We start from the raw sequence: 24,536 nt of genomic DNA, 5'->3' as shown, positions 1-24,536 counted from the left end.
GAGTGCGCTACCACCAATCACCAAAGCAAACTGTAAGGAGAAAATCATGTGTAACTTTCACGGCTATAACAACGCCAGATCACGCAGAATGGAACGCAGAAAAGCATTGCAGGAAGCGCACGGATTAACTGAAAGATTAAAAACTGCAATACATGGCGAATCAGTAGAAGAAATAAAACGCCCTGCCTTATCACTAACACGCAAACCAATTAGCCGAGTTGAAAAAGCAATTTCAGTTCGCAGCACTAAAGTTTATGACACAGCAGATAATACCTGCTTGCCAAATTCTAGTATTTACTCAGCTAAATATCGTAAGTCAGGAACATTATTAGAGTCTGGAGAAGTCACAGCGAGGGCATAACGTGAAATTCATCATCAACTGTCCGGTATGTCATAAAGATTTCGACACCAGAACGCCAGCTATGCATATAAGGCAGCATCATAAAGACGCTACTGACCATGAACTGGTGAAGATTAGAAACGCTCGCAGGAATGCGACACACGCAAGCAACCACGGCTACGCAAGCCGATTATGAGTGATGGAAGCATCACAGCGAGGGGATAGATATGACAACAGCTCAATTACACGCACAAGAGTATAAAGAAACGCAGCGTAAATATATGGCGATGGCAAAAGTTAACCGTCGTTGCGATGTAACTCGAAAAATGGCAGTAGATATGGCGCTGCTTAATCGCAGATATTCTAGAGAATGGGCGGCGATAAACTAAAAGTTTAAAGCCCACGGATGGGCTAGTTAATCATGGAAGCCAAGTTTATCTTTTGCTGCCTCTACAAATAGTTTCGTAGCAATGCCTACATTAGCGAATGCGTAATCAACCATGCGACCAATAACAGCATCAGAACCTTTCTCTTTGATTAATTGAAGTAATGATTTTTTCTCTGCATCAGAGATATCAGAAGCCTTAATCATTGATTCTAATTTATCAAGTGTGTTTTGATGTATTTGAATGTTAACAACATTAAGCTTATTACCGATAGCGTCAGCATTAGCGTAATCAACGCCAGCTGCTGTTAATGAAATGTTTTCTTCATCTAAGAAAAAGCCACTTGTCTTACTATGAATTATAGCTTTTCTATCAACGAGCCCAGCTTGAACTAAATAGTATATTTCATTAGTTAGAGCGTCCTCACCAATTTGCTCGATTAATTCATTATATTTTTCTTTACTCATCGGACTCATTAAAAAGTCTCGATTATTAATTGTATTGATAATCATATCCTGCCTCTCAGAAAGCACTCGCATTTAGTTTTCCTTTTCTTTTGGTGGGGTGAATACATTGTAACCGATTTCTTTGGTGGGGACTAAAGAAACCACTGACGCCCTAAGTGGATAAATAAACGGGCACAGTTAACTAATTACAGCCCATCAAGGTGGGCTGTGGTGAGTTGATTAATAGATAGGAGATAGAGATGGGAAGCTTTGGCATTAGCCATTCATTCAATAGTAAAGCTGAGAAAAAACACATGCGAGATGTTGAAGTAAAACGCTTAATGGCTCTTGGGCATACAAAGAAATTTGCTAGACAAGCAGCAAGGCGTGTTTAGTTAATAACGGATGGAGTATGACATGGGAAAGATGACATTCGTAGTTGAGTATGAAGATGGCAAGGAGCCGTCTGTAAATGCTGGCACGGAGATACTAGGCGGTAAATTGTTATCGGTTGGATTTGGTGATTGCCATGACGGGCAGTTAACTCAGGATGAAGTTAGCGCCTTAAATCACGCAATTAACTTTAACGATTTGAAAGAAACCTGCAAAGACTTTGAAGTTAATTATGACGAAGTTGTCGCTAAACTTTAGGGGGTGATATGGACAATAGCAAGGCAATAGAGACAATCACAAAGGCAATTGATTTTCACACGAAGGAAGGAGCTAAAATGCTCGCTAACGGCGCTAGATGTGGATGTGAATCATTAATTATAAGAGGTCACCTTCATGAGGTGATGGCTGAGTCGCTTTCTGAGGCTCGATATTTATATGGATATCACTTTCTAGGTGACGGCTCTAGATTGCGTGAAATGCAGGAATATAGCTATTTTGATAAAAGAGTCAAAGCAATAATCAAGTTCGCAAGAGCCCCCGGTCAGCAGTAACCCACCACTTAATCATTCATATCGCTATTAATAGTGAGGAATACGCACATAAGGAATTAATTATGGGTGATGTAGGAGATGATTTTCGCGCATACAAGGAAATGGTAAAAGAGCGAAAAGCAGCACGACTAAAAAATAATACGGAGCAACTAAAGGATATAGATATTCCGTACACGAGAGATTCAAGTGGAACTATTCACTTTCAAACAAAGAAAGGAAAGGTTCTATTTTATCCGACAACAAACAAATATCAGCACAAGCGAAGCGTCAAACGAGGCGGATTAAATAAAGCTGTTGAATTAGCCAAAAGCCTCGGAATCTAACCCACCGCACCAACACCAGACCCCAAATAACTATCGCTATCGAAAGATACGTGAGGATTAATCATGCATACAAATCAGAAATATAACCGTGCAATGCGAGATGGATTCATGGTTAAGCCAAGCAAACCGCAAGCCACTCGAGCCCCTATAGCAAGCAAGCGTCAAACAAAAAAAGATGAGCCAAGTTGGAAGCTCTACTTTGCAACGATAGTGGTTATGACTTTTATCTTACTCCCGTCTTTTTTGAACTAGGAGCCATTTATGGCCGTAACAATTAAACATGGAGGAGCCTACACCAAGGACGGTGAAATAATCATCGAATCACGCGATGTAATAGCAGTAACCGGCGACACGGACGCGCTATTTTTGGCTATGGAAAGCCCATTTGAAGGAGCAATTAGTCATGCAGCCAAGCATGGATCGCTAGCTGAGTTATTGGATATGGTGCAAACGGAAATTGCGAAGATGGCCAAGGAGGCAGCATGAGAATTTCAGAGTATGAAAATTTCGTCAATATTCCAGACCATGAGCACCTAGCAAATCAGGATGATGAGCTAACTAATGAAATGGCTCAGCGGTTTTATGATGCCCTTCCCTCATCGGTCATAAGGAAAATGACCACTCAAGAATCAGATGAAGCATGGAACGCTTTTTTTGAGGCTGCAAAAAGCGAAAGGAGGCTATTGTGAGCACAGCAGTTCAAAAGGTATATGAAATTATTAACCCGCTTAAAACGGAGTTTGAGCAGGTATGCAGCGAGCCAAGCATAGCATTTAAAAGGGAGTCTGAATTTGCTATGCAGATATTTGCTAATAATGACTTTCTGGCAAATGTCGCGGTGAATAACGTTGTTTCAGTTCGAAGTGCTGTAATGAATATTGCGGCAATTGGCATTAGCTTAAACCCAGCGCAAAAACTAGCTTACTTAGTTCCTCGTGATAAGAAAGTATGCCTAGATATTAGCTACATGGGATTAATGCATATAGCCCAGCAGTCAGGCGCTATCAAGTGGTGCCAATCAAGTATTGTACGCCAGAATGATAACTTTCAGCTCACCTCAATAGATACCGCACCTCGCCATGAATACAACGCCTTTGCCACACAAGAGCAAAGAGGCGAAATAGTCGGCGCTTACACGGTAGTCAAAACAGAAGATGGCGACTACTTAACTCACACAATGGCTATTGCAGATATCTATGCAATCCGTGATAGGTCATCAGCTTGGAAAGCTTGGATATCCAAAAAGGCAAAATGCCCTTGGGTTACAGATGAAGAGCAAATGATACTGAAAACTGTTGTTAAGCAAGCTGCTAAATACTGGCCTCGCAGAGAACGACTAGACCAAGCCATTGACTACGTTAACACCGAAGCTGGTGAAGGCATCGACTTTAAAAATGAACAGTCACAGCCTCGTGATGTTACTCCCGCTAGTGAACAGCAAATGAATGAAATCACAGCGCTCATGATCAAGGTAGATGGCGAATGGAGTGATGCATTTATGGAATTCATTAGCAAAAAATTCAAGCGCACAATATTACACCCTACTGAGATAACCGCATTTGAGGCAAATGTGATCATTGACATGCTAAGGAAAAAGGCAACAGGAAAATGATTAGCAATGACATCATTCTAAGCAAAACAGGTATCGATTTAACCAAAGTAGAGCAAGGAAGCGAAGAGTGGTTGTCAATCAGGTTAGGAGTTGTAACCGCCTCAGAGGCATGGAAAGTTATCTCTAAACCAAGGTCCGGCAATAAATGGCCAGACACAAAGAAAACATATTTAAACACCCTTATTGGTGAAGTCTGCACGGGAGTTTACAAGGAAGTATCAGCGAGGACGCTGGAATGGGGTAAAAACTACGAATTAGAAGCAAGGATGACATTCGAGTTTTACACCGGGTTAACGGCAAAGGAAGTGCCAATAATATTCAAAGATGAGCAACTACGGATAGCTTGCTCACCGGACGGAATTTGTAGTGATGGCTCAGGATTAGAGCTTAAATGCCCAAATAACACGGACGTATTTATAGACTTAGCATTGAATGGAATCGATGCAATGAAAAGGGAATATGTGGCTCAAGTTCAATATTCCATGTGGGTTACAGGTAAGGATATCTGGCACTTTGCAAACTATGACCCTCGGATGCCAGCAGGGAAAGAAATCGCATATTTCCCTGTCGTTCGTGACGAAAAAATGATGAAAGAATTCGACGAATTCGTACCCGAGTTCATTGAAGTAATGGATCAGGGTTTAAATAAATTAGGTGTTCAATTTGGCAATCAGTGGAGTAAGCCGTGCTAAACGAAGTAAATATTATTGGTCATCTTGGTAATGACCCTGAAATTCGATACCAACCTAGCGGTGACGCTATCGCAACTATGTCTATCGGATGCTCTGAACGATGGAGAGATAAAAAGTCTGGTGAGCAAAAAGAAAAAACTGAATGGATACGTGTTGTTGTGTTCGGAAAACTAGCCGAGAACGTTGGTGAGTATCTTAAAAAAGGTTCACTAGTTTTTGTAAAGGGAAAATTCAGGACTAGAAAATGGCAAGACCAATCAGGCCAAGATAAATATTCGACTGAGGTCACTGTGGGCATGGACGGCATCGTGAAGTTTCTAGACAAGAAACCACAGTCACAATCAACACAGCAACAAGGTGGATGGGGGCAACCTCAACAGTCACAGCAAAGGCAACCAGCTCAGCACAACGAACCACCGATGGACTTCTCAGATGACATCCCATTCGCGCCTATCGGACTCCCCTACCCGCGCCACGCTATTTATGTGATTTAACCAAAGGATATAACCATGCCTGTAACTACTGAGGTGGCAAAAGTCTATTACTCGTCAACTAGGAATAGGCGATATTTCAGCAAGGAAGCAGCAATTAAAGCTGAAGCCAAAGCGAGAATATTCAAGAAGTATCCGTCTGAGCCGTATGAATCCGACACTGGATATGCTGGCTACAATATTTGGGATGATAGACCTGAATTCTATCAGCGAGCATTACGTTTTCTTTCTTACCTAATTAAGAAAAATATCAAATAACCAAAGGATATATTTGCAAGGATGCAAACAGGAGATAGATATGAAATTAAATAGCTATATTGATATCGAATTTGAAGGCGAAGCAAAAGAAATAAGAATAGGAAGATTTAGTGACGTTCTAGAAATAGGAGAAAACACAGGAAACCCCAACTTTGATTATATAAACATCCCAAACCAATATGCCAGACCATTAATTCGTGAACTGGTAAAGCTATATCCAGATTGGGATAAGGAATAAATCAACTCGCAGGGATGCAATGAAGAGGAATGAATATGGATAAGCAGATGTATTTGCATGCAGCCACTAATGCTGTCGGATCTGAATGCTCAACTGAGCTAGATATAACAGAGGATGAATGGAATAAATTATCACTTGAACAGCAAAATCAGCTTATCGGTGAGTTCATGGGTAATGTCTGTGAATGGTGGGTGAAACCAGAAGAGTAAGGAGAGATTTTGACAGTGGATTAGTCACATGGATGTGAGTATGATTCCTGCTTTAAATAAGGAGGGGTTATGAACGAAAGAGATTGGGTTGATTGGATCGTTATTGGAGCAAGTGTATTATCCTCCTTCGGTATTTTGGCCACTATTGCTGTTTATTTTTGGCAAAAAAAAGATAATAAAAGTAAACAAAGAGAGATAGATAGAAAGTTACTTTATTTTGTTAATATAAAGGCTAACGACTTCCTAGAAAAAATTAATAATGTTTTACACCTCATTGATAATGAGAAAAAATACCAGCAAATAGAAATGCAGAAAAACGACTTGTGCTATATTGAGGTCTTAGAGTGTGATAACCCTTTATTTTATAAAATAAACCTTAGATTAAATAGTAATGAATTCTTAGATAGAAATAATATACATGCGAGTTTGGATTTATTTAAGTTCATCCTAGAGGTTGATTCGTTAAATGAAGAGTTTTTTAATAAAACTTCACACTATATTATATATGCATATATGTATGGTCCCGATGTTCCTGATGAGTTTTATCACTGTACAGATAAAAATGAATTAATTAATTTCTTACATAACACCAAAGATAAAATAAAAGAATATTTAAATAGTTCGAGCTATTAACTCCCTGCTAGTGCAGGGTTTTTTATACCTAAAATTCAGAGTAACAATTCATGCAAATAATCGGATATGTATTACTCATGCTAATACAGGGTTCTGCTGTGCCTGTGTCTGATCAAATATACACACAACAAGAATGCGAGAGCCGTGCGTGGCAGATAATGCAGGTGCGGGATGTTGAAATTAAGTGCGGAGAAATATTCAGATGAGCGAAATTAAATCACTAGCGGACGGCGATAATTTAAATAACGAAACATGGAATGACTTTATTGAGCGGCTTAAATATCACAATCAAGGCGAAGGTGTTAATTATCATGCAACTGCTTACCCTATATTCACTGTAAGAGAGAAAGTAACCGTCACTGGCAGCGAAGACAATAACGTGGGTATTTGTTGTGAAGGTGAATACTTCGATGATGTTAATGATGCGTTCGACTGGCTAGACGAAGAGACCAAAAACACACTGAAAGCGCAAGCGAAAGAAGATGCTAAGTGTGAATGGAGCGATTTAAGCGACTACAGTAAAGCGGATGCAATCATTGATGTTGTTGACGACTCACATATTTACTACTGGAAATGGGATTGCAGGGCAGTAAACTCGCATCTAACCAAAGAAGCCGCAGAACGATTTATTAAGCGTAAGCAACACGACTACGGCAAATTATCAATATATGTCGAGTCTGCTTATTGGTGTTGGGAATTGCGAACAATAATTGACGCAATGATGAATGGTAAAATTAAATACGTTGGTGATAACAATGAAACAAGTTCAAGCAATGACGACGCTGGTATTAATTGATGGCGTTACGTATCAAATAGCATTACCAAAACAATATGTTTTACTGCAAGCAAAGCAAGCATTGATGTTTGCTCAAGAGTTCGGTGGCTTAGTTCTTCCATGTGAATTTACTAGTATAAAACCAATGGAAGCCGACGGATTGCCATTTAATATAAGTGATAGCAAGGATGAAGACTGACTACGGAGGTAGCCGCACACCAAAGGAATTGCGTGATAGATGGCAGACTCCCCTACCTTTATTTACAGCATTGGACGCTGAATTCGGTTTCTATTTAGATGCCGCCGCCGATAAAAATAACCATCTTTGCACTCATTACCTCACCGAAAAAGACGACTCGCTAAATTGTGATTGGGAAAGTTATGGCGCTATTTGGGTGAATCCCCCGTACAGCGAAATTCAGCCTTGGATTAATAAAGCCGCTGAACAATGCAAAAAGCAATTGCAGCCTGTAGTTATGTTAATTCCTAATGATACATCCGTAGGTTGGTTTAATTCTGCATTAGAAACTGTTGATGAAGTGAGATTAATTACAGGAGGAAGAATTTCATTTATTAACGCAGGAACAAATAAGCCAGTTAGTGGGAACAATAAAGGATCGATGCTTTTAATATGGCGACCGTATATTAACTCTAGAAAGATAATTAACACTGTTGATAGAGATGAATTAATAAATATCGGCAATCAAATATTAAATGAATGGAAAATAGCATAGGTGAATTATGGATATTATCGACTCAGCAAATGAACTTAATGAATTAAATATAAAAAATGCAATGTTAAATCGACCTCCAATAATTAAATCGATAAATGGAATGTGCGTCTGGTGCGAAGAATTACCAGCAGCAACTAATAGCGCATATTGCAGCAAAGATTGTGGAGATGATCATGAGCAATATAAACGAAAAAATGGATGATGTAATACTAGAAAATGGGCGTAGGAAGATAGCCCGTGAATGCCGCAATAAATTAAAACAACTCAAGAAACTCAGCGATAAACAAAGCACTTTAATTCTTAATCAATACCTGCCTAAATTTAAATTAACACTCACAGATAAACATAAAAATTTCACGCCTAAACTTTGGCTTATTTGGTATGTGAATAATATCGATAAGGAGATTAATGGTGAATGACTCGTATTACACGGTAGAAGAATACTCAAAGCTATTAAATCTATCAAAAGGCACCATATATAGAAAGCCATCAAAATACTACATGTTTAAGGTCGGTGGATCTTGGCGTGCAAACAAGGAAAGCCTGAAAAAGTTTGAACAGGCGCAGTTTAACGACAATAATGTCTATCGGCTGGCTGTAGTCGGTAGTGGGAGAAAAGCATGCCGATCTACAAAAGAGGTAAAAAATACTGGGTTGACGTCGCAACACCAAGCGGAGAGAGAATTAGAAAATCTGCTTGCACGGAGGATAAAGTCAAAGCTCAGGAATATCATGACAAGTTAAAACATGAACTATGGCAGATGGAGAAGTTAGACAAACTGCCTGATAGGTCATTTGAAGAAATGATATTACTCACCTTAAAGGACGCAGAAGGCCAAGCCTCATACCAAGTAAAACTTGCTTATGCAGACTACTTTCTGCAGATCTTTAGGGGGAGAAAAATATCCACCATAACCAGCGATGAGATAGCTCACTCTTTGCCACTGTACAGCCCTCAAACAAAGAGAAAGCTATCCAACGCTACGCAAAATAGATACCGCTCATTTATTATGCGTGGTTTTTCGTTGGCTCACAAGATGGGATGGTTGCTTAAATCATCCTATATACCCAGAATGAAAGAGCCGACTGTAAGGGTTAGGTGGCTAGAAAAGTGGGAAGCTGAGCTACTCCTCTCTAATATTAAAATTAAGTGGATGAGAGATCTTGTATCAATAGCACTCCTAACAGGGATGAGGAAAAGTGAGATCATTTCTCTGAAATGGAAAAGTGTTGATGTGGCTAGACGGGTGGCCCATGTTACTGCTGATAATGCCAAATCAGGAAAAGCTAGACCAGTTCCTCTAAATGATGTTGCCATTGAAATACTCAATAGCATTGAAAAGGAAGGCGACTATGTTTTCTCCAATAACGGAATGAAAAGAGCTGGGTATTATCGGGAATGTTATGACAAGGCATTAGCTGACTCAGGCATAACAGATTTCACTTTTCATGATCTAAGGCACACATGGGCAAGTTGGCATGCACAAAGTGGAACGCCGCTCATGGTGTTGAAAGAAATGGGAGGATGGGAGACGTTAGAAATGGTTCAGAAATACGCTCATTTCAGCGGTCAACATTTAACCAAATATAGTGAGCACGTCACAATTTCGACACAGTCGAATAATAAAGCCAGTCAAAAGCCACATCTAACTCTTTTAACTGGCTGATATGTAAAGGTTAAATTTACACATCCAACAATAAAAATCACATCGACTTTAGATTATGAATCTGAAGCTGCAATTATGACTAATATGGCAGAAATCACCGCCGGTAGAACCGTAATTAGTATCGCACATCGGCTAAATACTCTACGGTATACCGACAGAATTTGCGTTATCCATAATGGCGAGATTGTCGAGTTTGATAATCATCATAATTTGCTACAACAACAAGGCTTATATGCGCAATTATGGCAACAGCAAACCCGTTAATTAGTATCAGTAGTTAGAAGTTGCTGTTTTTTTATTCGCTCGGGATATTTTTTTAAATAAGCGCTGATATTTTAATCGATAACAGCGCTTCATCGCTCCGCAATAGTAGCGATATGCAGGCAGCTAAGGTATGATTGCGCGCTGGATCCTTGGTACTCGCCCTTTAACACTTACTAGATATGGCAAAAGAACAAACTGATCGCACCACTCTTGATTTGTTCGCGAACGAACGTAGGCCTGGGCGACCGAAGACAAGCCCGTTATCACGGGATGAACAATTAAAAATCAACAAACGCAATCAATTAAGACGAGATAAAGTCAAAGGATTACGTCGGGTTGAACTAAAATTAAATGAAGACGCCGTTGCAATACTGAACCAATTGGCAGAGCAACAGAACATCAGTCGCAGTGAACTTATCGAACAGATATTGATGGCTCAGCTTGAGCAGTCACTTCTGCCGGCGAAAGATTAAACGTCATCATCCACAATGCTAACCACACAAATTTGACAGATTTATCCTGATAGTTTGGCCAAAATAGAAAGCACAATGCTATCATTAATGGTAATCATTCAGCACAAATTTGGCGTCAGAAACTGACTGACAGCCCTGACAGAAACAGAAGAGGTTGACTCACTTTATGGCAATCGTAGGTATTTTCTTCGGTAGTGACACAGGTAATACAGAAAATATTGCCAAAATGATCCAGCAAAAACTGGGTAAAGATGTGGCAGAAGTTCACGATATCGCAAAAAGCAGCAAAGAAGATATCGCTGAATTTGATATCCTGCTACTGGGTATTCCAACCTGGTATTATGGTGAAGCTCAGTGCGATTGGGATGACTTTTTCCCTACGCTCGAAGAAATTGATTTCGAGGGTAAATTAGTCGCTCTTTTCGGTTGTGGTGACCAAGAAGATTATGCAGAATATTTCTGCGATGCAATGGGCACTATTCGTGACATTATTGAGCCAAGAGGCGCTGTTATTGTTGGTCATTGGCCAACTGAAGGCTATCACTTCGAAGCCTCTAAAGGACTGGCGGATGATAGTCATTTTATCGGTTTAGCCATTGATGAAGACCGGCAACCTGAACTCACTGAAGAGCGAGTGGATGCATGGGTTAAACAAATTTCTGACGAGATGTCTCTCTCTGAAATTATTGGTTAATATCACATGTGGCTAAACACACATGTGGCTGAGCAGAAAGTTACTCAACATAATTTTAACTGTAGATGAACTACAGTAAACACGAGTCGCAGTTGGCTATTTTTTCGACTATTTAATGTTTATTTTGGCGCGATATACAGCAAATGCGATATACAGCAAATAATGTAACCAACGACCAATAAATAGCATCGTAAACATAGATAGAACGCGAAAATATAACCTAAAAATTGATTCAATAAACACGGCGACTGCAATTTATATGATGTTGGGTATATGGTAATAATGAGACATGATTGGTTTCTATTTACTCTCACTAAGCCTATAATTGTGAAATCGTTTAATAGAAATCTCTTTTTTCTGTTAATTATGTTTAGTTATTATTAAATTCATGAATTAAGTTACAGGATAAATCCGCATGACCGACAACAATAAAGCATTAAAGAATGCTGGGCTGAAAGTTACACTTCCACGCTTGAAGATACTGGAAGTGCTTCAAGATCCTGAGTGCCATCATGTCAGTGCGGAAGATCTCTACAAAAAGCTGATTGATTTAGGCGAAGAGATTGGCCTCGCAACAGTGTACCGTGTATTAAACCAATTTGACGATGCTGGAATTGTGACTCGCCATAATTTTGAAGGTGGTAAATCTGTCTTCGAACTAACACAGCAGCATCATCATGACCACCTTATCTGTCTTGATTGTGGCAAAGTTATTGAATTTACTGATGAATCAATTGAGACTCGTCAGAAAAATATCGCGGCGCGCCACGGAATTAAATTATCAAACCACAGCCTGTACCTGTATGGTCATTGTGCTGATGGTGATTGCCGTGATAACGGTGATGCTCATGAAGCGAAAGGTGAATAGTACCTTTTTATTGGCTCTGTAACTGCATCCTATAGCTTGCCGCACAACTTGGCTATATCGGTGTTTTGTGCTCTGGTTATGATCTGTTTTAGTCATATGCATTACTTTTAATGTCCAGTAAGTAACCAAAACGCTACGGAGCAATTAATCTAGTCAATTTCCTCTGAAATCCGTATGTGCAAACCACATGCGGATTTTATTTTGCCTCTCATTTGCGTTCTCTAACCAATAAATTTGATAATCACTCGACGTAATATTACACTAATCTCTAGTATCAAAAATCACATTAAAAGACCGCTTAAACAATCAGTTTTCAAAGACTAACTATCAAAAATTAACGTTCAAAAGAACCCGTATCTAAGAACGATCCCCCAAAGACTAAACGCAGAAACAACAAACAGAACAAAGTAAGCGAAATGAGAATACAATGATATCAATAGCGACTCATTGATTTCTCATCATAAATATCGCGCTAATTGATTGTTGAAGGATGAATGAATGAGTCAAACGGAACAACCCAATCGTGGCGGTTGGAGCACATTACTTACAGGTCAATATCTTTGGTTCACCTTGGCGCTAACCGGAGGGATCGTTCTGCATGCGGTCAATGTCTACATCACTATTACGACCTTACCTTCCGTAGTACGTGATATTGGCGGTCTAGATTTTTATGCTTGGAACACCACGCTGTTTATTCTGTCATCCATTATTCTCTCGGCTCTGACTTCTCGTATTTTATCCCGCCTCGGTCCGAGAAAAAGTTATCTTATCGCAACACTGATTTTTATTATCGGCACGATTGTTTGTGCCCTCACCCCCTCGATGCTACTCATGTTACTAGGACGTATAATTCAAGGCGCTGGCGGAGGAATTTTACTCACCTTATCTTATTCCATGGTTCATCTTGTTTTCCCACAATATCTCTGGTCAAGGGTACTGGCAATGATGTCGAGTATGTGGGGGATGGCAACACTTTTGGGGCCAGCATTAGGTGGTTTTTTTGCAGAATATACTCTTTGGCGCGGGGCATTTTGGTGTCTAGCTATCGTTGGGCTGCCCTATATGTATCTTACATGGCGTGTATTGCCTAATCAAAATCATCGCAGCACCGTGCAAGAAAAAATTCCCTATCGCCAATTATTGCTGCTTTCGATGGCGGTTTTGGCTATTTCTCTCGGCAGTCTCAGCCAAAAAATATGGGTGCCCATTTTAGGACTTATGGCCGCTTGTACATTATGTTATGCCCTAGTCAATCTTGAAAAAAGAGGAGTAAACTGCTTATTTCCACAAGATACTTTTCGGCTATCCGCTCCTTTAGCGCCAATTTATTTGACCATGGCGTTATTAGGTTTTAGCGTACAAACAGAAGTTTTTGTTCCTTATTTTTTACAAGTTCTGCATGATGTTCCTCCCTTAGCCTCGGGATATCTCGCGGCATTAGTCGGAGCCGGTTGGTCTTCTAGCGCAATTTTAGCCTCCGGAGTAACGCCAGTAATCGCCCGCAAATTAATCTGCCGTGGCCCTACACTCACACTATTTGCCTTAGTTATTCTCGCGCTGTTTATCACGAATATTATTGAGCTAGAAAATTATCAATTAATAATAATTTGCCTCGCATTATTTTTTGCTGGCAGCGGAATAGGAATGGCATGGCCCCATTTACTGACGCGGATATTAACCGTTTCACGTCAACAAGATGCGGATAAAGCCTCTGCGGCGATAACTACGCTACAACTATTTTCAACCGCCTTTGGCGCATCCATGGCTGGCTTAATCGCTAATTCAGCAGGGCTTTCGCTCCCCGGAGGAATAGATGGCGCTAAATCAGCCGCCGCTTGGCTATTTATATTATTTGCAGCAGTCCCTCTATTCGCATTAATTAGCGCTAATATTGTGGTTAAACAAGCGAATAAGCACTAGTCAATCGCAAAATTCTCTTTTAATTCAGTTGATTATTAATTATGTACAAAAAATAATAAAACTATATTCCACATTATATTCAAAGCGATATTTAAAACCATGTACAGCTATCGAGCGCGTTGTTGGCTAAACAGTAAAAAGCATAGAGAGAATAACAAAAAGTCCGTATCATAGGTTTTCTAAAAACATCATTATCAAGTGACTGACATGACTCAAACATTTATCCCTGGCAAAGATGCCGCCCTCGAAGATTCGATAGCCTCGTTTCAAGATAAATTACACTCTCTAGGATTTAATATCGAAGAAGCCTCCTGGCTGAATCCTGTACCTAACGTCTGGTCAGTACATATTCGTGATCGTGACTGTTCGCTGTGCTTTACCAACGGTAAAGGCAGCACTAAAAAAGCCGCATTAGCCTCTGCTTTGGGTGAATATTTTGAGCGTCTCTCAACCAATTATTTTTTTGCTGATTTCTATTTAGGTAAAAACATCGCGGACGGTGAATTTGTTCATTATCCTAATGAAAAGTGGTTTCCTTTAACCGAAGATGACAGCTTACCCGACGGAATTTTAGACGCAGGTTTATTAAAATTTTACGATCCTGATAATGCCCTAGGTGGCAGCCAATTGATTGATTTTCAATCCGGCAATACCGAACGTGGGATCTGCGCGCTACCATTCACGCGTCAATCAGACAATCAAACGGTATATATTCCAATGAACATCATTGGTAATCTATATGTTTCAAACGGCATGTCAGCGGGAAATACCGCTAACGAAGCACGAGTTCAGGGATTATCTGAAATTTTCGAGCGCTATGTTAAAAATCGTATTATCTCTGAATGTATCAGCCTTCCGCTGATCCCTGCTGAAGTAATGAATAAATACCCAAGCGTGGTAGAAGCAGTAAATACCTTAGAACAAGAAGGCTTTCCAATTTTCTGCTATGACGCATCATTAGGGGGCGAATATCCAGTTATTTGTGTGATTTTATTCAATCCAGCCAATGGTACATGTTTCGCTTCGTTTGGTGCACACCCCGATTTTGGTGTCGCCCTAGAGCGTACAGTGACAGAATTATTACAGGGTCGTGGTTTAAAAGATCTCGATGTGTTTAATGCACCGACGTTTGACGATGAAGAAGTGGCGGATAATACTAATCTCGAAACTCACTTTATTGATTCAAGTGGTTTAATTAGTTGGGACTTATTTAAAAAAGAGGCTGATTATCCATTTGTCGAGTGGTCATTTAAAGGGACAACTCAAGAAGAATTCTCTACCCTCATGGCTATTTATAATCAGTTAGATGCAGAAGTGTATATCGCTGATTACTCTCATTTAGGCGTCTACGCATGCCGTATTTTAGTGCCTGGTATGTCCGATATTTATCCTGTGGAAGATCTGCATATTGCGAATAATACCATGGGGGCACATCTGCGCGAGGTGATTATTAGTCTGCCAGAGAGCCAATGGTCAGCTGAAGAATATTTATCATTTATTGAGCAACTAGATGACGAAGGCTTAGATGATTTTACCCGCGTACGTGAATTATTAGGTCTGGCAGTAGGCAAAGATAATGGCTGGAGTAATTTGCGCATCGGAGAATTAAAATCCATGCTAGCATTAGCAGGTGGCGATTTAGAGCAAGCGCTTATTTGGGTTGAATGGACGCAAGATTTTAATAGTTCCGTCTTTACCCCTGAACGTGCCAATTATTACCGTTGTCTACATACTTTATTGCTGCTTAATCAAGAAGATGAAAGAGATCCTGCTCAATATTATGATGCATTTGTGCATATGTATGGCGCAGATACCGTAGATGCAGCATCATCTGCCATCGCTGGTGAGAATTGTTTTTATGGCTTATGGGCTATCGACGAACAATTATCCTCGCTTCCCGCACATCAGGCATTATTAGCAGCCTATGAAAAATTACAAAAAGCAAAAATAACCGCTGCGAAATAACCATATTAATACAATGGTTTAAGAACAAATAGCTGTTATAAAGTAAAAATCAGGTTAATAAGTCAATCATCAATAACATTAAACTGACATTTTAGCCTGATTTTTTACTTTTAAGATGTTACTAGAGGGTATTTTAAAAAAATCATACAAATATTAAAATTTATTTTTTCTTTTATTTTCATTAAATTACAGCTTAATTTAACATAAATTAAACATAAAAAGCTTAAATCTACGCTGAGTTTATGATCCACATCAAAAATCTATTTCCCCCCCTTTGCTACTATAATTGCGTACAATAATTAATTAACTTTATAAGAGAGTGTTAGTATGAAAGCTGACAACCCTTTTAATCTTTTACCTCCGGCTATCATGGCAAAAGTTGCTGACGATGCTTGTGTGTATAAAGCTAACAAACATCCGGCAATTACTTATTTGTCAGCCTTCACCGCCGGGATTTTTATTTCTATTGCTTTCGTTTTCTATATTACAGCAACTACAGGTGCCTCTACCGCTCCTTTCGGATTTACTAAATTAATTGGCGGTATCTGTTTCTCTCTCGGTTTAATATTGGTGGTTATTTGTGGCGCTGATTTATTTACGTCAACAGTATTAACCATTGTATCTAAAGCCACCGGTCGAATTACTTGGGGACAAATGTTCCTCAATTGGTTTAATGTCTATATTGGTAATTTGATTGGCGCATTATTCTTTGTTGCACTTATTTGGTTCGCGGGCCAATATACGGCAGCAAACGGTCAGTGGGGATTAAATGTATTACAGACCGCTGATCATAAATTACACCATACCTTCATTGAAGCCGTTTGCTTAGGTATTCTAGCCAATATGATGGTTTGCTTGGCTGTCTGGATGAGCTATTCAGGCCGCAGTCTTACTGACAAATTATTAGTGCTTATTTTACCTATCGCGATGTTTGTCGCTAGCGGCTTCGAGCATAGTATTGCTAATATGTTTATGATCCCTTTAGGAATTGTCATAAAAGAATTTGCTCCTGCTGAGTTTTGGGCTCAGATTGGTTCAGCGCCAGAGCAATTTTCTCATTTGACTATCGGACATTTTATCTCTGACAACCTAATTCCGGTCACTATTGGTAATATCATAGGTGGTACGTTGTTAGTCGGTTTGATTTACTGGTTTATGCACTTACGTGATGATAGTCATCAATAAGACTCTTCATCATGTAGTTGAAAAGTTTATTAAGATCCTTAAAAGATCCATTGTTAAAAGGTAAAAGTATCATGACCGAATTAAATGAAAAATTCGCTTCAGCATGGCAAGGTTTTACACAAGGTGAATGGCAGAACGAAGTTAATCTGCGTGATTTCATCCAGAAAAACTACACCCCCTATGAAGGCGATGAATCCTTCCTGACCGGTTCTACCAAAGCCACTGATGCTTTGTGGGACAAAGTTATGGATGGCATCAAAATTGAAAACCGTACACATGCGCCGGTCGATTTTGATACTGACATTGCTTCGACTATTACCTCTCACGATGCGGGTTACATCGAGAAAGATTTAGAACGTGTTGTTGGCTTGCAAACTGATGCGCCACTGAAACGTGCTCTGATCCCATACGGTGGTATTCGTATGATTGAAAGCTCATGCAAAGCTTACAATCGCGAACTTGACCCGATGGTTAATAAAATTTTCTCTGAATATCGTAAAACCCATAACCAGGGTGTATTCGATGTTTATACACCAGACATCATCAAATGTCGTAAATCAGGTATCCTGACAGGTCTGCCAGATGCGTATGGCCGTGGCCGTATCATCGGTGACTACCGTCGTATCGCGGTATACGGTATCGACTACCTGATGAAAGATAAAGTTAAACAATTTAATTCTTTGCAAGCAAAAATGGAATCCGGTGAAGATCTGGAAATGACCATTCAGCTGCGTGAAGAAATCTCTGAGCAACATCGCGCACTAGGCCAAATGAAAGAAATGGCTGCTAAATATGGTTGCGATATCTCAGGCCCTGCTAAAAATGCTCAAGAAGCTGTTCAATGGACTTACTTCGGTTATTTAGCCGCTGTTAAATCTCAAAATGGCGCGGCAATGTCATTTGGTCGTGTATCGACTTTCTTAGATATCTACATCCAACGTGATATGGATGCAGGTAAACTGACTGAACAAGAAGCTCAAGAACTGATTGACCACTTGGTCATGAAACTGCGTATGGTTCGTTTCCTACGTACACCAGAATATGATGAACTGTTCTCTGGTGACCCAATTTGGGCAACGGAATCACTAGCTGGTATGGGTCTTGATGGCCGTACTCTAGTGACTAAAACCACTTTCCGTTTCTTGAACACACTGTATACCATGGGCCCATCTCCTGAGCCTAACATGACTATCCTGTGGTCAGAAAAACTGCCTCTGAACTTCAAAAAATATGCCGCTAAAGTTTCTATCGATACATCATCTATCCAGTATGAAAACGATGACTTAATGCGTCCTGACTTCAACAGCGATGACTATGCTATCGCTTGCTGCGTCAGCCCAATGATTGTTGGTAAACAAATGCAGTTCTTCGGTGCTCGCGCTAACTTAGCGAAAACCATGCTGTATACCATCAACGGCGGTATTGATGAAAAATTGAAAATGCAAGTGGGTCCAAAACACGAACCAATCCTCGACGAAGTTCTTGACTTCGATGTAGTGATGGATCGTATGGATCACTTCATGGATTGGTTGGCAACTCAGTATGTCACTGCACTGAACATCATTCACTACATGCATGACAAATACAGCTATGAAGCTGCATTGATGGCACTGCATGACCGTGATGTTTATCGTACTATGGCGTGTGGTATCGCTGGTCTGTCAGTTGCTGCTGACTCACTGTCTGCTATCAAATACGCTAAAGTTAAACCTATCCGTGACGAAGATGGCATTGCTGTTGACTTCGAAATCGAAGGTGAATATCCACAATTCGGTAATAACGATTCACGCGTCGATGATATCGCTTGTGACTTAGTTGAACGTTTCATGAAGAAAATTCAGAAACTGCGTACTTACCGTAATGCGGTACCAACTCAGTCAATTCTGACTATTACTTCTAACGTTGTATACGGTAAGAAAACAGGTAACACTCCAGATGGACGTCGTGCTGGCGCACCATTCGGACCAGGTGCTAACCCAATGCACGGACGTGATCAGAAAGGTGCGGTTGCATCACTGACTTCTGTTGCAAAACTGCCGTTTGCTTATGCGAAAGATGGTATTTCTTATACCTTCTCTATCGTTCCTAATGCGTTAGGTAAAGATGATGATGTTCGTAAAGCTAACCTTGCAGGTCTGATGGACGGTTATTTCCATCACGAAGCTTCTATCGAAGGCGGTCAACACTTAAACGTCAACGTTATGAACCGTGAAATGCTGCTAGATGCTATGGAAAATCCAGAAAAATATCCACAGTTAACCATCCGTGTTTCTGGTTATGCCGTGCGTTTCAACTCACTGACTAAAGAGCAACAAAAAGACGTTATTACTCGTACATTTACTGCATCAATGTAATGACTTGCTAACGCAACACCCAAAAGATTCAAGGGTCACAATCTATAATAACCTGAACTGGATAACGTAATTAACGCGACAGTTCAGGCATAAAAAAGAATGTAGCCAGTCAATGTACAACTTGAACCCCTATTGGTGTTACAATAGAATAAATTAAAGGCCCCGCATTTGGGGCCTTTTTATCTCGTCAGTTTTGGGAGTCTTCTGTCATGTCCGTACTTGGTCGTATCCACTCTTTTGAATCCTGCGGTACTGTTGATGGCCCCGGTATACGCTTTATCGTATTCTTTCAAGGCTGCCTAATGCGCTGCCTATACTGTCATAACCGTGATACCTGGGATACCCATACAGGTACTCAAGTTACCGTTGAAGAATTAATGAAAGAAGCGGTGACTTATCGTCACTTTATGAATGCTACTGGTGGAGGCGTTACTGCCTCAGGTGGCGAAGCTATTTTGCAAGCTGAATTTGTACGTGACTGGTTCCGTGCTTGTCAAAAAGAGAATATTCATACTTGCTTAGATACTAACGGTTTTGTTCGCCGTTATGATCCAGTGATTGATGAATTACTGGATGCTACTGACCTGGTGATGTTAGATCTCAAACAGCTGGATGATGAAATCCATCAAAAACTGGTTGGCGTATCCAATCATCGAACCTTAGAATTTGCTCGCTATTTGGCGAAACGTAATCAAAAAACATGGATACGTTATGTGGTCGTTCCCGGCTGGAGTGATGATGATCACTCGGTACATTTATTAGGTGAGTTCATGCAAGATATGAAAAATATCGAAAAAGTTGAACTGCTTCCTTATCATGAGCTGGGTAAACATAAATGGGAAACCATGGGTGAAGAATACAAATTGAATGGGGTTAAGCCTCCGTCTAAAGAAATTATGGAGCGTGTTAAATCCATTCTCGAAGGCTATGGCCTCAAAGTAATGTATTAAGCCTTCAGCGTCCCCATCGATTAACCATCTCATCTAAATCTGATTAATAATAGGCAGAGCCGGTACAAATATCACCACTCTGCCTGTTTATTCTCAAGTAGCATAATATTTATCAGTTTCTTTCTTTACTATACTTTGACTATACTCTTTATAGTGATAAATATTTCTATCATATTCTTTTTAATCCTACCGTATCAAATCATACAAATCATACAAATCATACAAATCATACAAATCATGGTATAAAAAAACCGCCGGTTTTTAACCAGCGGTTTATCATTTTCTAACTCAAGCTATCAGTCAAGATTAACCAATATATTCTAAACCTTTCATATAAGGACGTAGAACTTCTGGGATCTCAATACGGCCATCTGCTTGTTGATAGTTTTCCATAATTGCCACTAAAGTACGTCCGACAGCTAAGCCAGAACCATTTAGTGTATGAACCAATTGTGGTTTCTTATCATTTTTACCACGGAAGCGAGCTTGCATACGACGCGCTTGGAAATCCTTCATATTTGAGCAAGAGGAGATTTCACGGTAAGTATTTTGCGCTGGCAACCATACTTCTAAATCGTAGGTTTTGCATGAACCGAAGCCAATATCACCGGTACATAACAACACTTTACGATAAGGTAAGTTTAATAATTGTAGAACTTTCTCTGCATGGCCAGTTAGTTCTTCAAGCGCTTCCATCGATTTTTCAGGATGAACAATCTGTACCAACTCAACTTTATCAAACTGGTGCATACGGATCAGACCACGCGTATCACGACCATATGAGCCCGCCTCAGAGCGGAAACACGGGGTATGCGCTGTCATACGTAATGGCAATGACGCTTCATCTAAGATTTCACCACGCACTAGATTGGTTACCGGTACTTCTGCGGTTGGGATCAACGCATAGTTACTTTCACTTTCTTCTTCTAATGGCTTGGTATGAAATAAATCTTCGCCAAATTTAGGTAATTGTCCGGTACCGTATAAGGTTTCGCGGTTTACCAAATAAGGGACATACAGCTCTTGGTAGCCATGCTGTTCAGTATGTAAATCGAGCATAAACTGAGTCAAAGCACGGTGTAAACGCGCGATCTGACCTTTCATCACGACAAAGCGTGAACCTGTCAGCTTAACGGCTGAGGCAAAATCTAATCCCCCTGATAATTCACCTAAGCTCACATGATCTTTCACTTCAAAATCATAGTGGGCTGGCTCACCCCAACGGCTAACTTCAAGATTTTCAGTATCATCTTTACCATTAGGGACACAATCATCAGGAATATTAGGTATGCTCAATGCAATATCACGGATTTGGTCTTGCAGCTTATCTAATTCCGATTTCGCTGAATCCAATTTCTCACCTAATTGGTTTACTTCCTGACGCAGCGCATCAATATCTTCACCGCGTGCTTTAGCCGCGCCGATAGATTTCGATCGGGAATTGCGTTCTGCTTGCAGGGTTTCAGTTTCAACTTGTAAAACTTTGCGGCGTTCTTCTAATTCACGCAGCTTTTCCACATCAAGGGTAAAACCCCTGCGAGCCAGTTTTTCAGCAACCGCGTCTAGCTCTGTACGCAGTAAATTGGGATCGAGCATGCTTATCCTGTGATTCTTGTTGTTTAAGTGATGAGATAGAGCCCTGTATTTGATAGATCAAGTAGTTACTCCTGTTTATTACTGAAGTATCTACTGAAGCATAATTTTGCTACATCATAAAAATAGATAATGCAGTTAAACATGTTTCAATGAGTCTATCGTAAAATTATTTAACTCTGCCTTTAAGCCGAGTAAAAAATAAAAAACATACAGGATTTACAATATTATTTTTTCTAAACAGTTTAGTTGCGATAAATAGCTAGCTTGTGTTTTTGGTCTATATTTTAGGCCTACATAATAGACAATAAAAATAATGCACCATTTGTATACAAAATATTCCAACTGTATACCAAACGATTATGATAAAACCACGATAACAAATAAACCAACAACTTAAACTATCTAAGCGATACTAACTTATAACCTTACCGTATAGCTATAATTAACGATAGCGTTTTATTGAGCTATTTTGATCCTGTTCAGTTAACCATGCTAATTTATCACTAATTTTACTTTCTAATCCGCGGTTAGTCGGAAAATAATAATGGGTCTCTTTCATATCTGGCGGAAAATAATTTTCGCCCGCAGCATAGGCGTTAGGTTCATTATGCGCATAACGGTATTCTTGCCCAGCCCCTAACTGCTTCATTAATTTAGTCGGCGCATTGCGTAGATGATCAGGAACATCATAATCCGGCTGTTCTCTGGCATCAGCCAAAGCAGCTTTAAACGCAGTATAAACCGCATTACTTTTGGGCGCGCAAGCTAAATAAACAATCGCTTGAGCAATTGCTCTTTCACCTTCTGCCGGCCCGACGCGGGTAAAACAATCCCATGCCGAAATAGCCACTTGCATCGCACGGGGATCAGCGTTGCCCACATCTTCAGAAGCGATAGCCAATAAGCGACGAGCCACATATAACGGGTCGCCACCGGCAGTTATTATTCGAGCATACCAATATAAGGCTGCGTCGGGCGCTGAACCACGCACTGACTTATGCAACGCCGAGATTAGATCATAATAACGATCGCCTTTATTATCAAAGCGTGCACTGCGCTCTCCGCTAACTTCTTTCAATAATTCAGGCGTTAAAACACGTTGCCCTTGCTCATCAGCATTAGCCATATCAGCCATCATATCTAATAAGTTGAGCGATCGTCGGGCATCGCCATTAACTAATTTAGCAATCAACGTACGTGTTGAATCTGGCAAAATAATATTTTTACCGCCTAACCCATTGATAGAATCAGTCATTGCCTGTAATAAGACTTCTTCGATATCATTTTCATCCAATGATTTCAGTAAGTACACTCGGGCTCGTGACAATAAGGCTGAATTCAACTCAAAAGATGGGTTTTCGGTCGTAGCACCGATAAAGGTGATAGTGCCGTCTTCTATGTGTGGCAAAAATGCATCTTGTTGGCTTTTATTAAAGCGATGGACTTCATCAACAAATAAAATCGTCCGTCTACCTGCATTACGATTTTGACGCGCTTTCTCTATCGATTCACGAATTTCTTTAATTCCTGAGGTCACCGCAGATAACCGCTCAATATCCGCCTGGGCATAATGACCAATAATCTCAGCTAATGTCGTTTTACCGGTACCTGGTGGTCCCCATAAAATCATCGAATGCAGATGCCCTGCCTTGATAGCTCGAGGCAAAGGCTTTCCTTCAGCCAAAAGATGCTTTTGACCAATATAATGTTCGAGATCAACTGGACGCATGCGTGCAGCTAAAGGCTGAAATTCATTTTGCGAAAAATCGAGAGACAGATTACTCACTACGCCCTCTTATTTATTTGGCTGAGCGTTGATCATCCAAAGCCACACCCTGCGGAATTTTTAAACTAAATTTACTTTTATCCACCGGACCATTTTTCTGTGCATTCAACTGATAAGCACTTACTTGACCATCTTGTTCTATGGCTGAAAATTTCTCTATTGTGCCATCAGGGGAAACTGTGATTGAAAAGCCTTTAAGTGTACCGTTAAGCTGCTTAGGTTTCAGATCAAAGCTATTACCTTGTTGAATAATAGAATATTGCTTCCAATCCTGAGGATTATTACGCGTAATCAACATAAACGGGGTATCATTAGTCGCATCGTTCAGTGACGTTACCGTTACCTGTTCAACGAAAGGATTATAAAACCATAAATCTTTACCATCTGAAATCAAAACACTTTCATCAGGCGACGTCATATTCCAGTTGAACAAATTTGGTCTTTGTATCCATAATTCGCCACGACCTTCTTGAATTAAATCACCTTCGGCGCTGGTGACTTTTTGACTAAAATTAGCATGGAAGCTATTCACTTTATTTAGACGGGTTTGCAGGTCTTGACTAGCATCTGCCAAAGTCATCGCTGAATACAAGCTCACCACTAAAGCCGCGCCTAACAATATCATTTTTTTCATTATTCAATGACCTTTTAAATACACCCAAGTGAATGCTTTTAAATCGATAACCTATATGTTCAAAAAATATAGATCGTAAATTATCTACACTATCTAGCC

General features: G+C 40.1%; 33 protein-coding genes and 1 pseudogene. 30 read left to right on the top strand and 4 right to left on the bottom strand.

The window, feature by feature from the left end; all coding sequences use genetic code 11:
• Window positions 1–46: 46 nt before the first annotated feature.
• Entirely contained in the window at window positions 47–361 is a 315-nt protein-coding gene (locus MNY66_RS04650) for a transcriptional antitermination N peptide (protein WP_241501519.1), read from the top strand.
• Between the two features lie 206 nt (window positions 362–567).
• Window positions 568–729, top strand: a complete 162-nt coding sequence (locus tag MNY66_RS04645) for a hypothetical protein (protein ID WP_156171050.1) — start codon at window positions 568–570, stop codon at window positions 727–729.
• A 26-nt stretch (window positions 730–755) separates the two neighbouring features.
• Here MNY66_RS04645 and MNY66_RS04640 read toward each other — a convergent pair whose 3' ends face one another.
• Window positions 756–1,265, bottom strand: coding sequence for a hypothetical protein (locus tag MNY66_RS04640; protein ID WP_241501518.1), 510 nt, complete (start codon window positions 1,263–1,265; stop codon window positions 756–758).
• Between the two features lie 167 nt (window positions 1,266–1,432).
• Here MNY66_RS04640 and MNY66_RS17930 point away from each other — a divergent pair, with 167 nt between their 5' ends.
• From MNY66_RS17930 to pflA, 28 genes and pseudogenes are all read left to right on the top strand, one after another.
• Window positions 1,433–1,567, top strand: coding sequence for a hypothetical protein (locus tag MNY66_RS17930; RefSeq protein ID WP_277627819.1), 135 nt, complete (start codon window positions 1,433–1,435; stop codon window positions 1,565–1,567).
• Between the two features lie 22 nt (window positions 1,568–1,589).
• Window positions 1,590–1,823: a hypothetical protein gene (locus MNY66_RS04635; protein WP_117162717.1), complete on the top strand. Its 234-nt coding sequence runs from the start codon at window positions 1,590–1,592 to the stop codon at window positions 1,821–1,823.
• Between the two features lie 8 nt (window positions 1,824–1,831).
• Window positions 1,832–2,116: a hypothetical protein gene (locus MNY66_RS04630; protein ID WP_241501517.1), complete on the top strand. Its 285-nt coding sequence runs from the start codon at window positions 1,832–1,834 to the stop codon at window positions 2,114–2,116.
• Between the two features lie 62 nt (window positions 2,117–2,178).
• On the top strand, window positions 2,179–2,439 hold the full coding sequence (locus MNY66_RS04625) for a hypothetical protein (RefSeq protein ID WP_241501516.1): 261 nt from the start codon (window positions 2,179–2,181) through the stop codon (window positions 2,437–2,439).
• A 261-nt stretch (window positions 2,440–2,700) separates the two neighbouring features.
• Window positions 2,701–2,925, top strand: a complete 225-nt coding sequence (locus MNY66_RS04620; protein WP_241501515.1) for a hypothetical protein — start codon at window positions 2,701–2,703, stop codon at window positions 2,923–2,925.
• On the top strand, window positions 2,922–3,128 hold the full coding sequence (locus MNY66_RS04615; RefSeq protein ID WP_241501514.1) for a hypothetical protein: 207 nt from the start codon (window positions 2,922–2,924) through the stop codon (window positions 3,126–3,128). The genes MNY66_RS04620 and MNY66_RS04615 overlap by 4 nt, the downstream gene beginning before the upstream one ends.
• Entirely contained in the window at window positions 3,125–4,051 is a 927-nt protein-coding gene (locus MNY66_RS04610) for a recombinase RecT (RefSeq protein WP_241501513.1), read from the top strand. The genes MNY66_RS04615 and MNY66_RS04610 overlap by 4 nt, the downstream gene beginning before the upstream one ends.
• The gene (locus MNY66_RS04605; protein ID WP_420915505.1) at window positions 4,048–4,743 is read left to right on the top strand and encodes a lambda exonuclease family protein; all 696 of its coding nucleotides are present in this window, start codon (window positions 4,048–4,050) and stop codon (window positions 4,741–4,743) included. Before MNY66_RS04610 ends, MNY66_RS04605 begins: the two co-directional genes overlap by 4 nt.
• Entirely contained in the window at window positions 4,737–5,237 is a 501-nt protein-coding gene (gene ssb / locus MNY66_RS04600; protein WP_241501512.1) for a single-stranded DNA-binding protein, read from the top strand. Before MNY66_RS04605 ends, ssb begins: the two co-directional genes overlap by 7 nt.
• A gap of 15 nt (window positions 5,238–5,252) precedes the next feature.
• On the top strand, window positions 5,253–5,492 hold the full coding sequence (locus MNY66_RS04595) for a hypothetical protein (protein WP_241501511.1): 240 nt from the start codon (window positions 5,253–5,255) through the stop codon (window positions 5,490–5,492).
• Window positions 5,493–5,532: 40 nt separating this feature from the next.
• A complete protein-coding gene (locus tag MNY66_RS04590) occupies window positions 5,533–5,730 on the top strand; it encodes a hypothetical protein (protein WP_241501510.1) in 198 nt (65 codons plus the stop codon).
• Between the two features lie 35 nt (window positions 5,731–5,765).
• Window positions 5,766–5,939 (top strand): DUF7167 family protein, encoded by a 174-nt coding sequence (locus MNY66_RS04585; RefSeq protein WP_241501509.1) that lies wholly within the window; start codon window positions 5,766–5,768, stop codon window positions 5,937–5,939.
• A gap of 69 nt (window positions 5,940–6,008) precedes the next feature.
• Window positions 6,009–6,572: a hypothetical protein gene (locus MNY66_RS04580; RefSeq protein WP_241501508.1), complete on the top strand. Its 564-nt coding sequence runs from the start codon at window positions 6,009–6,011 to the stop codon at window positions 6,570–6,572.
• Between the two features lie 202 nt (window positions 6,573–6,774).
• Window positions 6,775–7,368, top strand: a complete 594-nt coding sequence (locus MNY66_RS04575; RefSeq protein ID WP_241501507.1) for a hypothetical protein — start codon at window positions 6,775–6,777, stop codon at window positions 7,366–7,368.
• Window positions 7,346–7,546, top strand: a complete 201-nt coding sequence (locus tag MNY66_RS04570; protein WP_241501506.1) for a hypothetical protein — start codon at window positions 7,346–7,348, stop codon at window positions 7,544–7,546. Before MNY66_RS04575 ends, MNY66_RS04570 begins: the two co-directional genes overlap by 23 nt.
• On the top strand, window positions 7,536–8,081 hold the full coding sequence (locus MNY66_RS04565; protein WP_241501505.1) for a phage N-6-adenine-methyltransferase: 546 nt from the start codon (window positions 7,536–7,538) through the stop codon (window positions 8,079–8,081). Before MNY66_RS04570 ends, MNY66_RS04565 begins: the two co-directional genes overlap by 11 nt.
• 7 nt (window positions 8,082–8,088) lie before the next feature.
• Window positions 8,089–8,283 carry a hypothetical protein gene (locus MNY66_RS04560; RefSeq protein ID WP_047256712.1) on the top strand — a complete coding sequence of 65 codons (195 nt, stop codon included), beginning with the start codon at window positions 8,089–8,091 and terminating at the stop codon, window positions 8,281–8,283.
• Window positions 8,255–8,500 (top strand): hypothetical protein, encoded by a 246-nt coding sequence (locus MNY66_RS04555; protein ID WP_047256711.1) that lies wholly within the window; start codon window positions 8,255–8,257, stop codon window positions 8,498–8,500. The genes MNY66_RS04560 and MNY66_RS04555 overlap by 29 nt, the downstream gene beginning before the upstream one ends.
• A gap of 201 nt (window positions 8,501–8,701) precedes the next feature.
• The gene (locus MNY66_RS04550; protein ID WP_241501504.1) at window positions 8,702–9,748 is read left to right on the top strand and encodes a tyrosine-type recombinase/integrase; all 1,047 of its coding nucleotides are present in this window, start codon (window positions 8,702–8,704) and stop codon (window positions 9,746–9,748) included.
• 21 nt (window positions 9,749–9,769) lie between these two features.
• A pseudogene (locus tag MNY66_RS04545) lies at window positions 9,770–10,012 on the top strand (type I secretion system permease/ATPase); the annotation flags it as partial.
• Window positions 10,013–10,191: 179 nt separating this feature from the next.
• On the top strand, window positions 10,192–10,485 hold the full coding sequence (ybfE, locus tag MNY66_RS04540; protein WP_047256708.1) for a LexA regulated protein: 294 nt from the start codon (window positions 10,192–10,194) through the stop codon (window positions 10,483–10,485).
• Between the two features lie 166 nt (window positions 10,486–10,651).
• The gene (gene fldA / locus MNY66_RS04535) at window positions 10,652–11,179 is read left to right on the top strand and encodes a flavodoxin FldA (RefSeq protein WP_047256707.1); all 528 of its coding nucleotides are present in this window, start codon (window positions 10,652–10,654) and stop codon (window positions 11,177–11,179) included.
• Window positions 11,180–11,594: 415 nt separating this feature from the next.
• The gene (gene fur / locus MNY66_RS04530; protein ID WP_047256706.1) at window positions 11,595–12,047 is read left to right on the top strand and encodes a ferric iron uptake transcriptional regulator; all 453 of its coding nucleotides are present in this window, start codon (window positions 11,595–11,597) and stop codon (window positions 12,045–12,047) included.
• A gap of 498 nt (window positions 12,048–12,545) precedes the next feature.
• Window positions 12,546–13,967 (top strand): MFS transporter, encoded by a 1,422-nt coding sequence (locus MNY66_RS04525; protein ID WP_241501503.1) that lies wholly within the window; start codon window positions 12,546–12,548, stop codon window positions 13,965–13,967.
• A gap of 207 nt (window positions 13,968–14,174) precedes the next feature.
• Window positions 14,175–15,932 (top strand): 30S ribosomal protein S12 methylthiotransferase accessory factor YcaO, encoded by a 1,758-nt coding sequence (ycaO, locus tag MNY66_RS04520; RefSeq protein WP_241501502.1) that lies wholly within the window; start codon window positions 14,175–14,177, stop codon window positions 15,930–15,932.
• 327 nt (window positions 15,933–16,259) lie between these two features.
• The gene (focA, locus tag MNY66_RS04515; RefSeq protein ID WP_047256703.1) at window positions 16,260–17,117 is read left to right on the top strand and encodes a formate transporter FocA; all 858 of its coding nucleotides are present in this window, start codon (window positions 16,260–16,262) and stop codon (window positions 17,115–17,117) included.
• A gap of 71 nt (window positions 17,118–17,188) precedes the next feature.
• Window positions 17,189–19,471 (top strand): formate C-acetyltransferase, encoded by a 2,283-nt coding sequence (pflB, locus tag MNY66_RS04510; RefSeq protein WP_047256702.1) that lies wholly within the window; start codon window positions 17,189–17,191, stop codon window positions 19,469–19,471.
• 209 nt (window positions 19,472–19,680) lie between these two features.
• On the top strand, window positions 19,681–20,421 hold the full coding sequence (gene pflA / locus MNY66_RS04505) for a pyruvate formate lyase 1-activating protein (RefSeq protein ID WP_047256701.1): 741 nt from the start codon (window positions 19,681–19,683) through the stop codon (window positions 20,419–20,421).
• Window positions 20,422–20,727: 306 nt separating this feature from the next.
• Here the strand turns inward: pflA and serS are convergent, their stop codons facing one another.
• From serS to lolA, 3 genes are all read right to left on the bottom strand, one after another.
• Window positions 20,728–22,017, bottom strand: coding sequence for a serine--tRNA ligase (gene serS, locus MNY66_RS04500; RefSeq protein WP_047256700.1), 1,290 nt, complete (start codon window positions 22,015–22,017; stop codon window positions 20,728–20,730).
• Window positions 22,018–22,459: 442 nt separating this feature from the next.
• Window positions 22,460–23,803 carry a replication-associated recombination protein A gene (locus MNY66_RS04495; RefSeq protein ID WP_241501501.1) on the bottom strand — a complete coding sequence of 448 codons (1,344 nt, stop codon included), beginning with the start codon at window positions 23,801–23,803 and terminating at the stop codon, window positions 22,460–22,462.
• 13 nt (window positions 23,804–23,816) lie between these two features.
• Window positions 23,817–24,437 carry an outer membrane lipoprotein periplasmic chaperone LolA gene (gene lolA / locus MNY66_RS04490; protein ID WP_047256698.1) on the bottom strand — a complete coding sequence of 207 codons (621 nt, stop codon included), beginning with the start codon at window positions 24,435–24,437 and terminating at the stop codon, window positions 23,817–23,819.
• Window positions 24,438–24,536 lie beyond the last annotated feature (99 nt).

Source organism: Moellerella wisconsensis (genome assembly GCF_022592395.1).
GTDB lineage: Bacteria > Pseudomonadota > Gammaproteobacteria > Enterobacterales > Enterobacteriaceae > Moellerella > Moellerella wisconsensis.
The sequence above is the reverse complement of the archived record's forward strand: the minus strand, read 5'-3'. Positions and strand labels throughout refer to the sequence as shown.

Bases quoted from the DNA above. Each gene is read 5' to 3' on its own strand.
- MNY66_RS04650 (WP_241501519.1), top strand. From the start codon at position 47: ATGTGTAACTTTCACGGCTATAACAACGCCAGATCACGCAGAATGGAA.
- MNY66_RS04645 (WP_156171050.1), top strand. From the start codon at position 568: ATGACAACAGCTCAATTACACGCACAAGAGTATAAAGAAACGCAGCGT.
- MNY66_RS04640 (WP_241501518.1), bottom strand. From the start codon at position 1,265: ATGCGAGTGCTTTCTGAGAGGCAGGATATGATTATCAATACAATTAAT.
- MNY66_RS17930 (WP_277627819.1), top strand. From the start codon at position 1,433: ATGGGAAGCTTTGGCATTAGCCATTCATTCAATAGTAAAGCTGAGAAA.
- MNY66_RS04635 (WP_117162717.1), top strand. From the start codon at position 1,590: ATGGGAAAGATGACATTCGTAGTTGAGTATGAAGATGGCAAGGAGCCG.
- MNY66_RS04630 (WP_241501517.1), top strand. From the start codon at position 1,832: ATGGACAATAGCAAGGCAATAGAGACAATCACAAAGGCAATTGATTTT.
- MNY66_RS04625 (WP_241501516.1), top strand. From the start codon at position 2,179: ATGGGTGATGTAGGAGATGATTTTCGCGCATACAAGGAAATGGTAAAA.
- MNY66_RS04620 (WP_241501515.1), top strand. From the start codon at position 2,701: ATGGCCGTAACAATTAAACATGGAGGAGCCTACACCAAGGACGGTGAA.
- MNY66_RS04615 (WP_241501514.1), top strand. From the start codon at position 2,922: ATGAGAATTTCAGAGTATGAAAATTTCGTCAATATTCCAGACCATGAG.
- MNY66_RS04605 (WP_420915505.1), top strand. From the start codon at position 4,048: ATGATTAGCAATGACATCATTCTAAGCAAAACAGGTATCGATTTAACC.
- MNY66_RS04595 (WP_241501511.1), top strand. From the start codon at position 5,253: ATGCCTGTAACTACTGAGGTGGCAAAAGTCTATTACTCGTCAACTAGG.
- MNY66_RS04590 (WP_241501510.1), top strand. From the start codon at position 5,533: ATGAAATTAAATAGCTATATTGATATCGAATTTGAAGGCGAAGCAAAA.
- MNY66_RS04585 (WP_241501509.1), top strand. From the start codon at position 5,766: ATGGATAAGCAGATGTATTTGCATGCAGCCACTAATGCTGTCGGATCT.
- MNY66_RS04580 (WP_241501508.1), top strand. From the start codon at position 6,009: ATGAACGAAAGAGATTGGGTTGATTGGATCGTTATTGGAGCAAGTGTA.
- MNY66_RS04575 (WP_241501507.1), top strand. From the start codon at position 6,775: ATGAGCGAAATTAAATCACTAGCGGACGGCGATAATTTAAATAACGAA.
- MNY66_RS04570 (WP_241501506.1), top strand. From the start codon at position 7,346: ATGACGACGCTGGTATTAATTGATGGCGTTACGTATCAAATAGCATTA.
- MNY66_RS04565 (WP_241501505.1), top strand. From the start codon at position 7,536: ATGAAGACTGACTACGGAGGTAGCCGCACACCAAAGGAATTGCGTGAT.
- MNY66_RS04560 (WP_047256712.1), top strand. From the start codon at position 8,089: ATGGATATTATCGACTCAGCAAATGAACTTAATGAATTAAATATAAAA.
- MNY66_RS04555 (WP_047256711.1), top strand. From the start codon at position 8,255: ATGAGCAATATAAACGAAAAAATGGATGATGTAATACTAGAAAATGGG.
- MNY66_RS04550 (WP_241501504.1), top strand. From the start codon at position 8,702: ATGCCGATCTACAAAAGAGGTAAAAAATACTGGGTTGACGTCGCAACA.
- ybfE (WP_047256708.1), top strand. From the start codon at position 10,192: ATGGCAAAAGAACAAACTGATCGCACCACTCTTGATTTGTTCGCGAAC.
- fldA (WP_047256707.1), top strand. From the start codon at position 10,652: ATGGCAATCGTAGGTATTTTCTTCGGTAGTGACACAGGTAATACAGAA.
- fur (WP_047256706.1), top strand. From the start codon at position 11,595: ATGACCGACAACAATAAAGCATTAAAGAATGCTGGGCTGAAAGTTACA.
- MNY66_RS04525 (WP_241501503.1), top strand. From the start codon at position 12,546: ATGAGTCAAACGGAACAACCCAATCGTGGCGGTTGGAGCACATTACTT.
- ycaO (WP_241501502.1), top strand. From the start codon at position 14,175: ATGACTCAAACATTTATCCCTGGCAAAGATGCCGCCCTCGAAGATTCG.
- focA (WP_047256703.1), top strand. From the start codon at position 16,260: ATGAAAGCTGACAACCCTTTTAATCTTTTACCTCCGGCTATCATGGCA.
- pflB (WP_047256702.1), top strand. From the start codon at position 17,189: ATGACCGAATTAAATGAAAAATTCGCTTCAGCATGGCAAGGTTTTACA.
- pflA (WP_047256701.1), top strand. From the start codon at position 19,681: ATGTCCGTACTTGGTCGTATCCACTCTTTTGAATCCTGCGGTACTGTT.
- serS (WP_047256700.1), bottom strand. From the start codon at position 22,017: ATGCTCGATCCCAATTTACTGCGTACAGAGCTAGACGCGGTTGCTGAA.
- lolA (WP_047256698.1), bottom strand. From the start codon at position 24,437: ATGAAAAAAATGATATTGTTAGGCGCGGCTTTAGTGGTGAGCTTGTAT.